This window comes from Mucilaginibacter sp. BGA-UO-ETr-C110, from assembly GCF_059567985.1.
Genome location: NZ_JCAQPB010000002.1, coordinates 5,565,883 through 5,578,021, shown reverse-complemented (window position 1 = coordinate 5,578,021; position 12,139 = coordinate 5,565,883). Strand labels below are relative to the sequence as shown.

Genomic DNA, 12,139 nt, shown 5'->3' with positions numbered 1-12,139 from the left:
ATCAACTTCTTGGTATGCTGATAATGGCCCTATCTTCCATTCTTTTTAATATGACCGCGGCACCTAGTTGCTGCGATACAGCATTGGCATCAAAAACACGATCCTTCACATATTTACCTTTGGTATAATGGTTAGAGAAACTCCAGAGATATGGGCTGTGCAATCCTCTCCCGGCATAACCAAACCCATTGTAACCCTCCAGTTTTTGCAGTATGAAAGGCAGGCTCCAGTTGTTCACCTTATCGTATTTCATCAACTTAAGTGCATCAACTGCGCTCTCTTCGAAAGTAAACGGCGGACCATGCCCTACCTTGGGCCGGTGCGCAGGCACCTGTACGGTATAACCAGTTAAAGGATCGCCGTTATGTAAGTGTTTTTTGAAACTAAATGAACATTCCAGGTAGTGTACACAGGCTATAAAATACCAGGGAATAGAAGAGCCGCCACCAAAAAAATTAACCGGCGAATAAACATCACCGCCCAACAAACTGGGACTGTTAAAAAAGTTGTTGCCCAAAATAGTATTGGTTTGCGGTTGCGCACCCACATTCAACAGGCTGTTGGGTTGTGCCGCGCCAATTGTTGGCAAACTGAGCGAACCCGCGCTAAACCTGTCAAAATAAGAAGTGTAGCTGGAAGCAAACAAGTTTCTGTTTGTCGGTGGAAATAACATGCCATTGCCTAAACGAACCAAGCTTGATATGTTTTCATACCGGTTACGGTTCACGGTTACATTTTCATCAATCACTTTATCAACCTGGGCAATTTTTTCTTTGGCAATTACACAGGTATTAAAAAGCAACAGGTATTCCATAGCCGTTGGGATGGAAGACTTTTTTACCTTTTTTTTAGTGGTAGGTACAGGGGCACGCGTTATTCTTTTCTTCTTTTTCATAGGTATATCAAAGAAATAAATAAGAACAAACTAAAAAAATACGGAGAAAATACTTTTACTTACTTTCTCCGTATTTTCAGTTCATATAAAACAACGGCTTATTTAGGCCAATCGTTTTCGTGCTGGGCGTTGCCCATTTTTAGCTTGCGTGCCGATATAACAAAGCTTAATGACATTGGATTGTTTCCAATGATAGATATACCTTCATTATACTGGATAATGTAACCCTCTTCAAAGTTCAACTCCTTCATTTTGGCGTCTTCGTCTGATTTTTTGAAGGTAATGGTTCCGTTAATCGGTTTGTATTGATTATTAACCATTGATTCGATAACCGATGTATCCTCAGTTGATTCAACCTCAACTTGTATGGTACCACCGTAAACACCAGATGACGGACGGCCTTTTGCGTCCACATCCCTGTTTAATGAAAAGCTGCACTGCAGCACATCAAATTCCTTTGATCCGAGATTAATTCTTGCTTTGAAAGCCATGGTTCTAAAAATTTTAAATTAAAAAAATAACAGGGTGCCTAAAGCACCAGCACAATTTGGTCAAAAAAAATTAATTAATTTAATTTTTGCCCGGCCAGTCATTTACATGCTCGGCACTGCCTAATTTAAGCTTGCGTGCAGAGATCACAAACTTTAGGCTCATTGGAGTGGATCCAGTAATGTCAATCCCCTCAGAATACTTCACGATGTAACCATCCTCAAAAGAAAGCTCTTTCATTTTAGCATCTTCTTCAGATTTTTTGATCAGCAAAGTACCTGCAATAGGTTTGTACTGGTTGTTTACCATCGACTCGATGATGGAAGTGTCTTCGGTTGATTCGATCTCGATATCGATCGTACCACCATAAACGCCAGAGGAAGGGCGTCCTTTTGAATCAACATCGCGGTTAAGCGCATACGAGCAAGTAAGAACATCGTAATCCTTGCCCGAAAAATTTAATCTTGCTTTGAAAGCCATAACGATAAATTTTAAAGGTTAATAATTTAAAAGAATACAGTTTTTCTGTATTCTTAATAACTACAAATAAGAATTATTATTGTTTCGTGAAATATTATTTTTTTATCAAATAAGCTTTAACCCAAACGAATATAATTTTTGCAGCCATTTTTTGCTGTATTCGTTTTGCAGGGAGTATAAATGCCCTATGGTGCTGGTATGTACAGGCTTTATCTGGCGTTTTTCGAGGATACTTTTTTTGATGGCCAGGTACGTAGGATGTTGGTTTTTTTGCCAGTCTTCCCAGGCTGGTTCATCCAGTATAGATATTATTCTGGCAGATTTTCCACTAAAGTTAATATCCATACGCCCGGCAGAACTTATAAATACCTGGTCGGGCATAAATATGCGGTCAAAAAAGCCTTTGATACGAGTATTGATAGAATCTTTATAAACCGGGCAAAAAATAGCGATATGCGTGGCCCATTTTAACATGTTGATGGATTGCAGCAGATCGGGCTCCGTATCGGTATTGGGCAGGGCAAACTGTTTATTGGGATTAAACTTCAGATCGGCAATGACCAGCTCTTTTACAACGCTCTGGGCTGCCTCTGCCCCATCTTTATAAGCGCCGATCAATGCGGCCGTGTTCTCGCCTTTGTTAATGTCTGCATTAATGATCAATAGCTGCCTCATTGGCTACAAACATAGCCAGTATTTAACAATAAATAAAGCTGAGGGCGAACTTAAATTAACATAAAACAAATGAGCCACGTAACTGGTGTTAAATGGCTCATTTGCGTTTACTATTGTTGCTTATATTCGGTATCCCAGGTTGTACTGGCATCCTCACCCTTCTGGCCGTCAAGCTTCACTACGAAGCTTTTGGCCGGGAAGTATGGTGTAATATTAATATCCAGATGGATGCGGTCTTTCTGCTGCTCGTCGCGTTCAAAACGTACTATCTTAAAACGTTCGATCAACCTGTCGGGCCCCTGGATATTATCCAGGAATTTTACGATCTGCGAGCGAAGATCCTGCTCGGTTTTGGAGTTCCAGTTTTCAAAAGCGCGACGGTTCAAAAAGTCGAACAGCACTTTAGTGATATAGTCAAATACACGAACTACGGAGTAGGTCTGCAAACCTATATTATCACCATTGAATAATGTCTTGGCCGAAAATGCCATCACCTTACCGTACTCATTAACCATAGGCACTAAACCTACGCGCTCCAGATGTGATATTTCGCTTTTCTTCAAATCAAACCGTACACCGTCAACCTCATTTACAGCACCGTGTTTTTTACCGGCGGTAACCTGCGACATTAATGTATAATACATTTTACCAGCCAATGCAGCCGAGCCTGGTATATACAGATCATCCACTTCTCCGGCTTCCGATACCTTGCCACGGCCTACCAGCCAGTTACAGGTCATGATGGTGTTTGATTTAAAGGCATCGCCTCCGGTTAAATTAGCCGCGGTAAATAAGTCTACCACATCATCGGGTTGTTCCAGATCGGCAAAATCGGTAACCAGCATCACTTTGTTATCGTAAGCTATTTTTGACCAGCGCTCAACTACTTTATTAGAACCCAGATAGCCCGGGATAACCAATATGGAATAGTTCTGGCGCAGATCCAAACGATCGTAGTTTTGCTTTAACTCGTTGGCGGTAAATTCAATGAACCTTGGATTGTCCAGCTCTTTCAACTGATCAAGCGAGGCATTCATTACCACCACATTTTTCAATTTATCAGCTTCGGTATTTTTATAAAACAAATGAACCGAGCGATAAGCCTGCTCCAGGTCACGTGTGGCTTGCAGAGTATTTAGTAAATTGTGATTTAAATTCTCTTCAGTGCTTTTGAGGTTTTCGGTACTTTTTTCGACGATATTACTTACCGAATCTCCGTTTTCCAAAGCATCAATCCACTGGCTAAGCTTTAATTTCAACTCTTCGCGCTCCGTTTTCTTTTCATCATCGGTTAAAAATATCTGTTTGCGGGCTTTGCGTTCGGGGTTAAGGTTCTGTAAACCTTCAATAGTAGCTTCCAGCAAGTCGAAACCACCTACACGTGAAAGTTTATCAAGACTTGATGATAGCGATAGCTCCTCTTTTTCTTTTGGTTTATAAGCCTGACCAGATGACTGATCATTAAGTATCTGCTCGTTGGGTGTTGCCATGATCGTGTTTTTATTTGTTTAGGTATTATTGCTCCAACTCTTTAACTATACCCTTCAGCGCGTCAATAAAAGCCTGTTTGGTTTCGGCATTATCAAGGGTAGTTTTTAATGTTTTATTTGTTTTTAACTGCTTAATGATATTCTGATACATTTCGCGCTGAATATTGAGCTTACGCAGATAATTACTTTGCTGAACCAATCTTTTCGGAGCAAAATCGCCCAGATTATCAAAATGAAAAGTTTCGTTAATGTTTGATCCGTCTATTTTATCAAATGCTACATTAACCTTGGGTTTGTAGTGTCCAAATACCTCTTCAACATTTTTCAATCCTTCAACCTTTTCGGGTCTAAGCGGTTCATTATCTGTTAGTTTTTGGATAAATAATGTTTTATTAGGGGCTATATCATTAAATGCTTCTGAGGTATCGACTTTCTTTTCGTTTCCTCCTATTTCGTAGTTAAACATAGTTTCTTAATTAAATGATAAGTATAGAATTGTAAATATTAATAATGTAATTATTTGTAAATTGTTTTCGCTGTGTCTTAATTCTTTCAAAAAGAGTTACTTAATATCCCATAACAGCTCATCGCTGCCTGTATTTTTGCTTATAATCACGCTATTTCCCTTTTTTAACTCTCCGGAAATAATATATCGCGATATAGGCCTCCGGAGCTGATTCCGGATCACGCCCGATAATTGCCTTGCGCCGTACTTGGGCGTAAAACCTTTCAAAGCCAACATACTCTTGGCTTCATCACTGATCTGCATACCAATACCCATTTTTTCGAGCGCCTGAACCAGGCTTTTGAGCTGAATGTCGAATATCCGCACTACATTTTCTTCGGATATTGGTGCAAATGGTACAATTTCAGACAAGCGGGCCAGAAACTCCGGACGGAAATTTTTACCCATCACTTCCATTAATTGTGATGATGTGGGCATATTTCCTTTTTGTATCTCGCCTGCTACCCATTCGCTGCCAATGTTGGAAGTAAACAGGATCAGCGCATTTGAAAAATCACCTTCTTTCCCCAGCCTGTCATGCATGTGTCCTTCGTCCAGTATCTGTAAAAAGATATCAAATACTGATGGGTGCGCTTTCTCGATCTCATCAAATAATACTACCGAGTAAGGCTGCTGGCGGATCTTATTCACCAAAAGGCCACCTTCTTCGTATCCCACATATCCCGGAGGCGCACCGTATAATAAAGCTGCAGAATGCTCTTCCTTAAACTCCGACATATCAAACCGGATCATGGCCTTTTCATCGTTGAACAAGAACTCCGCAATAGATTTAGCCAGCTCAGTTTTACCTGTACCGGTTGGGCCCAATAAAAAGAACGAACCAATGGGTTGCCCCTTTTTGTTTAACCCACTCCGCGATTCCAGGATAGCATCCGATACTGCTTTCAACGCCTGATCCTGCCCTACTACGCGTTTCTTTAAAAAGCCTTCCATGTTTAAAAGCCTTTCTTTTTCCTGCGCTTGTATCTTACCTAAAGGGATCCCGGTTTTATAGGATATAATGGCCGCGATATCCTGCTTATCCACAATTTCGGTTTTATTGCCGGCCAAAGTTTCCAGCTGACCTATATTCCGCTCGAAATAAGCATTGTATTCTTCGGGGGTTTCCAGGCTTTCCACCTGTGTTTCGTCTTCCAGCTGCCCCAATAATACCGCGCTGATCTTATTACGAAGCAAGGAGTATAGCCATTTGTAGGACGCTATCAGCTCGGGATCATCCTGGCTGTTTTTAAGCTCCTCAAAACGGGTACGCAGTTCGGCCAGTGAGGTTACCGAAGTATCATTCATTAAGCGGATAGCCGCCATGGTACGGTCAAGCAGATCAAAAGCGGCATCGGGCAGCCGCCTGTCTTTCAGGTACCGCTGTGCCAGGCGCACACATTCTTCAGCAGCATTATCATCAACTTTTAGATTATGATGCGCCTCATAACGGGGTACCAGCTTTTTCAGCATTCTTATAGCCGTGGCCGTATCAGGCTCATTTACCTGCAGCACCTCAAACCGGCGACTAAAAGCTTGTTCGGGCTCAATAACCTTTCGGTACTCGTCAATAGTAGTGGCACCTATTACGGTTATTTCGCCTCGGGCCAGTTCGGGCTTCAGCAAATTGCCTACACCGCCACCTATCGGACCTTTATTGTCTAACAAGGTATGTATCTCGTCAATAAACAGGATGGCTTTATCCAGCTGTTTTAACTCCCGCAGAATATTTTTGAGCCTGTCTTCGATCTCCCCTTTATAAGATGCCCCGGCTATCAATGAGCCCAGATCCAACTCGTACAGCTGTACATTCTTTAATGAATCGGGCACCTGGTTATTGACAATATCCAAAGCAAAACCATCCACCAGGGCCGTTTTACCCACCCCGGCATCACCGGTTATCATCACATTCGGTTTGGTACGACGGCTCAGTATTTCCATGACCATACGGGTTTCCCGCTCCCGGCCAATAATGGGGTCAATCTTATCACGTCGGGCCAGCTCGGTACGATCGATGCAATATTTCAGTAAAGCACTGTTTGACTTTGTTGGCGTATGTCCGCCACCGTCGTTTTCATTTCCTGTTGTTTGTATCGCTTGCTGTATTTCCTCGTTGCTTAGGTAAATGTCTAGTAACTCCTTTTCTTTTACCGGGAACGATTTGAGCTGATTCACATCAAAACCCACATTTGGTTTAACCAACGCAATGAGTACACAAACCGGGGTTATCAGATCGACCCCAAGCTTAATACGTACGTTGTCGGCCTCTTCAAATACCTGCCTAACGGCATTATTTCCCAGCATTTCGTCGGGTACAGTAATAGCCGGCGCATATTCTTCTATCCGCACATCGGCCCAATCCTGCACGTAAGCAGCATCTTTACCCAAAGATTGCAGCATACCGCGCAAGCCCACTTCCTGGTGCATTAAACCCTTTAACAGGTGTGCCGGGCCAAACTCTTTATGGTGATACTCTTTCGCAAGAGATTGCGCCACCCTAACGGCTGTTTTTACTGATTCGCTGAGATTAACTACATTCATCCTATTGCAGGTTGGCCTGGGTTATATAAAAATAAGTTTTGCCGTTTGACGTAAAATGCTGGTTAACCAACACCGAACGCTTAACCTGTTCGCTGCTATGCACTAAAAATTTAATGTATCCCTCAAACTGTGCCTGAGGCATGTCACCTCTTAAATCGCCCACTTTGGTATTCTGGAAAGCATTTTTACCCGGCAAAGGCAAACCGGTAACCGTTTTAAAGTAGGTACCCAATGACATACTTTTAACGTCACCTCTTGATATCTTTTGATTTAGTCGCTTGCGGAGAATATCAAGATAGTTTCTGAACAACTTTTTACGATAATCAGAAGCATCCTGCTGCAGGTTTTCGCCTATCATTAATGACAGAATATCGGTTAGCTGGTTATACTCCTGATCATTTAATATCAACAGATATTGTAATTGCCCCGGATGTTGGCTCACCACATTTGCCGGTAGCTGCGCATTAATAAAATACTTAAAGGCGTTGTGTGGCATGTTATTGCCCAGATCATTAGCTACCGGGCTTACCTGCGCAATTACTCCCGGCTGCACATAACGATTTTCGCGCCCGGTGAGCCTGAAAGCGCTATCCAGCGCATGCACTTGCGTGTTGATGTCATAATCTGTCTCCCGCATCAAACGATCCACCGATAAACGCATGGCCTGATTGGTTTTTACAACACCCTTTGGTGGGAAAACCACAGCGCCTTGTATCATACTATTTTTGGGGTAATCCAGATAAAACGAAATCGAGTCAGAAAGTGAAGTATTGAACTGCTGTATATTGCTCAGGCCTTCACCCGTGATCATACGTTGCTTTTTAAGATCGGCCAGTTTTACAGCTGATTGCGAAACAATTCGCCTTGCCTGTATCACAAAGTCATTATAGATAGGATTATAATCACTGAATACCTGTATGGCCAGTAAGCGGGCATCAGCAGCAGCTACCTGATCAGCCTCATTGGCTATATCATCAGCATTATAGTCGCCCGATCCGGTGGTGCCTATCAGCACAATCAGGTTGGTTTCATTGGTATGGCCCTTAAATAGAGACAGGGCAGTATTTATTCCCTCAAACACGGGCTGATTTTGCAAGGTAGTACCGCAAGCATTTGTTACGGATGCCTGTTTATCAAAATATTTTACAAGCTCCCGGTAATCTGCCGAAAAGTTCATTTTATTGATACCTCCGGATGGGCAATCCTGAGCGTTTCGGTATACTACTCCCCCATACATCATCTGATTGCCTTTTGCATGGGCATTAAATATATTTTCAAATGATTGTATAGTGCTGGTTATGCCCGAGAAGTAACTGCGCATGGTACTGCCACCGTCAACCACAAAAACAACGTTAATGTGATGGATATTTTTGCGTATGCTCAGATAATCCAGGTATTTGAGGTGACCGCCTTTAACATTAAGAATGCTATTGTTTGATTTATCATATACATCTGTTGCCAGCCCTATCCCTAACTTATCATTAGCGCTTAGCGCATCCCCAGTAATTACCGGTATGCTTCGCAGCACAGGCTCATCCGGGCTTATCAATGGATCAAATTTAAAATAGGTACTTGTGGCTGGCGGAGCGGAGACTAATATGGCTTGATTAATGGCCGTTGCGGCTGAGTCGTCGCCATCCATAGTATTTTTAGCTGAGCCAATGTATAAACGGTTACCCCAGTTGTGTAAGGCATCGGCTGCTACCCATCCATAAACACTACGGGCAGCGCTGTCAGCTACAAGCTGCCCTTCAGATCCAACCAGCATCTTTTTACCATCGTCTGATTTTTTGAATACGTATACGATGTTATTTAGAGCCAGCTTTGTTTTTTTACGCTCCAGCTCTGGTGAGGTGAATACATATAACGAATCTGTTTTATCATAATAAAAGTCGGGCATCAACATTGGGTTCTTACCGCTGATAACCGCTATGTATTTACTTGGATAGCTGCCCTGGTTAATGAATGCCGACTGCCACAGTAAAACCTTTGATTTACTGATCCAGCCATAACTCTGGCTCGATTTTTTATTGGTGAGCTTGCGGCCCTGTACCATTCCGGGCTGGTATTTGATCAATTTTATATAACCGTTCCTTTCTTCGCTTACATAAAAAGGATCCATGAACTTTAATTTTTTCATGACCAGGGTACCTCCTGGTGAGGTATAAGTATAATTCTCATCACGATCAGAGAAAACTATCCATGGTAAACTGGTTTTATCATCACTGTTATAGACATTGGTATTTTCATTCGGTTTTTCAAATGCTGCAGGCAGCGTCACTACTTTCTTACTGATGGAAACCGGCGACTGCGCGTTCACTGAAAAGCAGGAAAACAGCAGTAACATTATTAGAATATTTTTCATTTTGGTATGTGCATATATTAGGTTCATTGATAATGGTTAATTATTTGGCCCGTCTTGGAGCTGCATTCGAAGTAGATGAATGCTGTTTAACAGTAAGCATGCTTGAGCAGCTTGATTTGGCTCTTAAGGTTACCTGGGCTTCATCAATATTAATGCCTCCGCCAAAAGTAAGACGCATGCAATACGAGTAAAAGTCGGTTTGTTTACTATCGCCATTGGTTTCCAGGTTAACGGTTACCTTTTCATCGCCACAGAAATATTTGTTGACGAGGTAATAGTAATTGGTATTAAAATCGGCCCCATTGGCTATGGCTTGTAAATGAGCCCTGATATCGTCAACTACTTTGCGTTCGCCCTCGCCGGGTGTTACAATAGCGTTAACCGTTGAATCGGGGTTTGATATCAGCATACGATGATAAATAGGGTGCTTACTTTTATCGGTACTGAGTTTTATAAAATAGGTACCGGGGTTATGATAGGTGTATAAAGCAGTAGCACCCTTAACATCAACCCTGCCGGTTTCGCCAAATGACCATTCATATATCCGGGCATTACCCTGTGCTTCCAGCCTGATCTGCTCATTAACTATACCCTGGGTAGGGCCATTAATAGTCATCAGGGTATCAACAGCCTGCGCGATGGTATCTTTAACACTTACCGGAAACTGTTGCTTTAAGCTGCCATCAACGGTAATCCGCACAATGTAATCGCCGGGGCGTTTAAATTTATAGCTCCCGTTTTGAACGTTTGATTTATCGCCATTGCCGAACTCCCATACCCAACTTTTGGCATTAGCGGTATTATCAGAGTACACCAGGTTTTCGTTCAAAAATATCTCGTCTTTTAACAACTTGGCATTAACGGTTCTTTTATCAAATAATGAACTTTTAAATAAAAAGATCAATGCGGCAATAATGAGTATACCAACCATAATATACAAAAAGGCATAGGTTTGCCTGTTGGTATCCACGGGTCTGCCGCTGTTGTAATCGTCTTTCATTGGTTTAGAGGTTTATGTTTTTTATAGTGATGTGATGTTTTGCATTTATCGGCTGGAGCCAAGGCTTTGCTGCAACTGCCGGGTTGATAGTTTACAATCATCCAACAGTTTACTGAGCCGGTTTATGTCGCTGTAATTGCCGGTGAGTTCGCGCTTATCATAAAACAGGTTTTCGAACAGTTTTGACGCATGAATAAAACATTTATACCGGCTATCATAAGGGCGGCGGTTATAATACGAACGTATAGCACCGATGGAATTTCTGATATCGTTCTCCAGAAAAAGTGCCTGTACATTAGGGTTAAACTTTACAATATGAGTGTAGGTGGTATCAACAGTGGGTATAGCCTGCGTAACCAGAGTTTCAAACTCCTCCTCGTCAGCTATCCGTTTGGAGAACTCATCTTTGGATATGGTTGCACCATCGTCATAATTATAAAATATGGCGGTACACAGCATGGATGATGTTATCAGAAACATTCCTAAAAACAAAAGGAACTTTTCTCTTCGCTCTTTTAAATTGAACTTTAGCATATCATTTAGTAATGTGAAAACCGGCCACTAAGCTTGCTGACGGCTGATTTATTTACTTTATTACACGACTCCAATTGCGTACGAAGACTTTCTATCTGGAAACGGGTGGTAAATAATGAATCTTTAACATTGGCTATAGTGGCAATATGGTTGCTTAATTTTTTGTACAGGTCGAAACTTTTAAGTGGATAAGGATTGCTCTGAAGCTTATCAAGAATATGTTGATTGCCTTCCTGGATATCATTAAGCAGGATATTTTGATTGTTCAGCTCCTCTGAATTCATTTTTGAATATTGCGACAGTTGTTGCATTCGCATCAGGATGAGCTCGAAACTATTGTTGATATCATTACGGATGGCTACCAACTGATCCGTTTCCTTCACTTTGGCATTCAGCAATACCATTTCGCGGCTTGAGGTCAAAAAAAAGAAATAAACCGTTACAACAGAAAATGCCAGAAGCCCGGCCAGGTATATGATAAAAATCCTGTAGGCGCGATTTAGGTCGTTTATATTTACGGGCTTCATTAAATATTTGTAATATTATTGTTAAGCGGCTATAATAATTTAAAATTAAAATGATTAATTACCAATATAAATTACTCAAAATAAAGGGTGTAATGAATATATTATTAACCTTTAAAACATTTCTACAACTATTTTACAAAAGAAATGTTTATGAAAAAATGACTTTTTTTACCGCTTACTTATAAATTAAATATTTAATATGCCCAATCCTCTATATTTCAAGCCGTTAAGATTCAAAGACATTGGTCTGGGACGAGACATGCAAACGCAGGATCTGGGAGGGTCCATTTCACAATATATAGAGTTGATCATTTTTACCAGATATGGCGAACATCGTTATAATCCCGAGTTTGGCTGCGAGATATGGGATATGGATTTTGAGCTTATTCAGAGTGAAACTATCTGGGAAGAAAAGCTACGGCAATCACTCCTCCGGTCCATTAAAAAGTTCGAAAAAAGGATCTATGATATTGATATTGATGTGCACATCAGCGAGATCAATAAATTTTACCCCTTAAGAAATGTAAGTGAAATAAAGAAACGTGTGGAGATCATTATAAAAGGGAAGCTTAATAAAACCGGCGAGCATTACACTTTTACCACATCATTGTTTTTGAGTCCTTTATCAGCATAAAAAC

The 12,139-nt window shown here is 41.3% G+C and carries 12 protein-coding genes; 1 reads left to right on the top strand and 11 read right to left on the bottom strand.

The features are described 5' to 3' along the window. Nucleotide 1: 1 nt before the first annotated feature. The 11 genes from AC57BQ_RS23995 to AC57BQ_RS23945 form a co-directional block, all read right to left on the bottom strand. Nucleotides 2-895 (bottom strand): hypothetical protein, encoded by an 894-nt coding sequence (locus AC57BQ_RS23995; protein ID WP_496408656.1) that lies wholly within the window; start codon nucleotides 893-895, stop codon nucleotides 2-4. Nucleotides 896-993: 98 nt separating this feature from the next. Then, nucleotides 994-1,386, bottom strand: coding sequence for a type VI secretion system tube protein TssD (gene tssD, locus AC57BQ_RS23990; RefSeq protein WP_090473369.1), 393 nt, complete (start codon nucleotides 1,384-1,386; stop codon nucleotides 994-996). Between the two features lie 79 nt (nucleotides 1,387-1,465). Next, nucleotides 1,466-1,864, bottom strand: coding sequence for a type VI secretion system tube protein TssD (gene tssD, locus AC57BQ_RS23985; RefSeq protein ID WP_076376521.1), 399 nt, complete (start codon nucleotides 1,862-1,864; stop codon nucleotides 1,466-1,468). 105 nt (nucleotides 1,865-1,969) lie between these two features. Then, nucleotides 1,970-2,539, bottom strand: coding sequence for an NAD(P)H-dependent oxidoreductase (locus AC57BQ_RS23980; RefSeq protein WP_496408655.1), 570 nt, complete (start codon nucleotides 2,537-2,539; stop codon nucleotides 1,970-1,972). 110 nt (nucleotides 2,540-2,649) lie between these two features. Further along, nucleotides 2,650-4,029 (bottom strand): DUF5458 family protein, encoded by a 1,380-nt coding sequence (locus tag AC57BQ_RS23975; protein ID WP_496408654.1) that lies wholly within the window; start codon nucleotides 4,027-4,029, stop codon nucleotides 2,650-2,652. Between the two features lie 25 nt (nucleotides 4,030-4,054). Next, the gene (locus AC57BQ_RS23970; RefSeq protein WP_090473372.1) at nucleotides 4,055-4,495 is read right to left on the bottom strand and encodes a type VI secretion system contractile sheath small subunit; all 441 of its coding nucleotides are present in this window, start codon (nucleotides 4,493-4,495) and stop codon (nucleotides 4,055-4,057) included. 96 nt (nucleotides 4,496-4,591) lie between these two features. Beyond that, complete coding sequence (locus tag AC57BQ_RS23965; RefSeq protein WP_496408653.1) at nucleotides 4,592-7,075, bottom strand: ATP-dependent Clp protease ATP-binding subunit; 2,484 nt, start codon at nucleotides 7,073-7,075, stop codon at nucleotides 4,592-4,594. Nucleotide 7,076: 1 nt separating this feature from the next. Next, nucleotides 7,077-9,440: a type VI secretion system protein TssR domain-containing protein gene (tssR, locus tag AC57BQ_RS23960; RefSeq protein WP_496408652.1), complete on the bottom strand. Its 2,364-nt coding sequence runs from the start codon at nucleotides 9,438-9,440 to the stop codon at nucleotides 7,077-7,079. A 40-nt stretch (nucleotides 9,441-9,480) separates the two neighbouring features. Further along, nucleotides 9,481-10,440, bottom strand: a complete 960-nt coding sequence (locus tag AC57BQ_RS23955; RefSeq protein WP_496408651.1) for a PKD domain-containing protein — start codon at nucleotides 10,438-10,440, stop codon at nucleotides 9,481-9,483. A gap of 45 nt (nucleotides 10,441-10,485) precedes the next feature. Further along, nucleotides 10,486-10,974, bottom strand: coding sequence for a type VI secretion system transmembrane protein TssO (locus AC57BQ_RS23950; RefSeq protein ID WP_496408650.1), 489 nt, complete (start codon nucleotides 10,972-10,974; stop codon nucleotides 10,486-10,488). A gap of 5 nt (nucleotides 10,975-10,979) precedes the next feature. Continuing rightward, nucleotides 10,980-11,501: a hypothetical protein gene (locus AC57BQ_RS23945; protein ID WP_090473376.1), complete on the bottom strand. Its 522-nt coding sequence runs from the start codon at nucleotides 11,499-11,501 to the stop codon at nucleotides 10,980-10,982. Between the two features lie 199 nt (nucleotides 11,502-11,700). On the opposite strand from AC57BQ_RS23945, the gene AC57BQ_RS23940 reads away from it, so the two are divergent. Continuing rightward, nucleotides 11,701-12,135, top strand: coding sequence for a GPW/gp25 family protein (locus AC57BQ_RS23940; RefSeq protein WP_496408649.1), 435 nt, complete (start codon nucleotides 11,701-11,703; stop codon nucleotides 12,133-12,135). The last annotated feature ends 4 nt before the right edge of the window (nucleotides 12,136-12,139 follow it).

Excerpts from the sequence above, each read along its gene's own strand:
- AC57BQ_RS23995 (WP_496408656.1), bottom strand. The coding sequence starts at position 895 with ATGAAAAAGAAGAAAAGAATAACGCGTGCCCCTGTACCTACCACTAAA.
- tssD (WP_090473369.1), bottom strand. The coding sequence starts at position 1,386 with ATGGCTTTCAAAGCAAGAATTAATCTCGGATCAAAGGAATTTGATGTG.
- tssD (WP_076376521.1), bottom strand. The coding sequence starts at position 1,864 with ATGGCTTTCAAAGCAAGATTAAATTTTTCGGGCAAGGATTACGATGTT.
- AC57BQ_RS23980 (WP_496408655.1), bottom strand. The coding sequence starts at position 2,539 with ATGAGGCAGCTATTGATCATTAATGCAGACATTAACAAAGGCGAGAAC.
- AC57BQ_RS23975 (WP_496408654.1), bottom strand. The coding sequence starts at position 4,029 with ATGGCAACACCCAACGAGCAGATACTTAATGATCAGTCATCTGGTCAG.
- AC57BQ_RS23970 (WP_090473372.1), bottom strand. The coding sequence starts at position 4,495 with ATGTTTAACTACGAAATAGGAGGAAACGAAAAGAAAGTCGATACCTCA.
- AC57BQ_RS23965 (WP_496408653.1), bottom strand. The coding sequence starts at position 7,075 with ATGAATGTAGTTAATCTCAGCGAATCAGTAAAAACAGCCGTTAGGGTG.
- tssR (WP_496408652.1), bottom strand. The coding sequence starts at position 9,440 with ATGAAAAATATTCTAATAATGTTACTGCTGTTTTCCTGCTTTTCAGTG.
- AC57BQ_RS23955 (WP_496408651.1), bottom strand. The coding sequence starts at position 10,440 with ATGAAAGACGATTACAACAGCGGCAGACCCGTGGATACCAACAGGCAA.
- AC57BQ_RS23950 (WP_496408650.1), bottom strand. The coding sequence starts at position 10,974 with ATGCTAAAGTTCAATTTAAAAGAGCGAAGAGAAAAGTTCCTTTTGTTT.
- AC57BQ_RS23945 (WP_090473376.1), bottom strand. The coding sequence starts at position 11,501 with ATGAAGCCCGTAAATATAAACGACCTAAATCGCGCCTACAGGATTTTT.
- AC57BQ_RS23940 (WP_496408649.1), top strand. The coding sequence starts at position 11,701 with ATGCCCAATCCTCTATATTTCAAGCCGTTAAGATTCAAAGACATTGGT.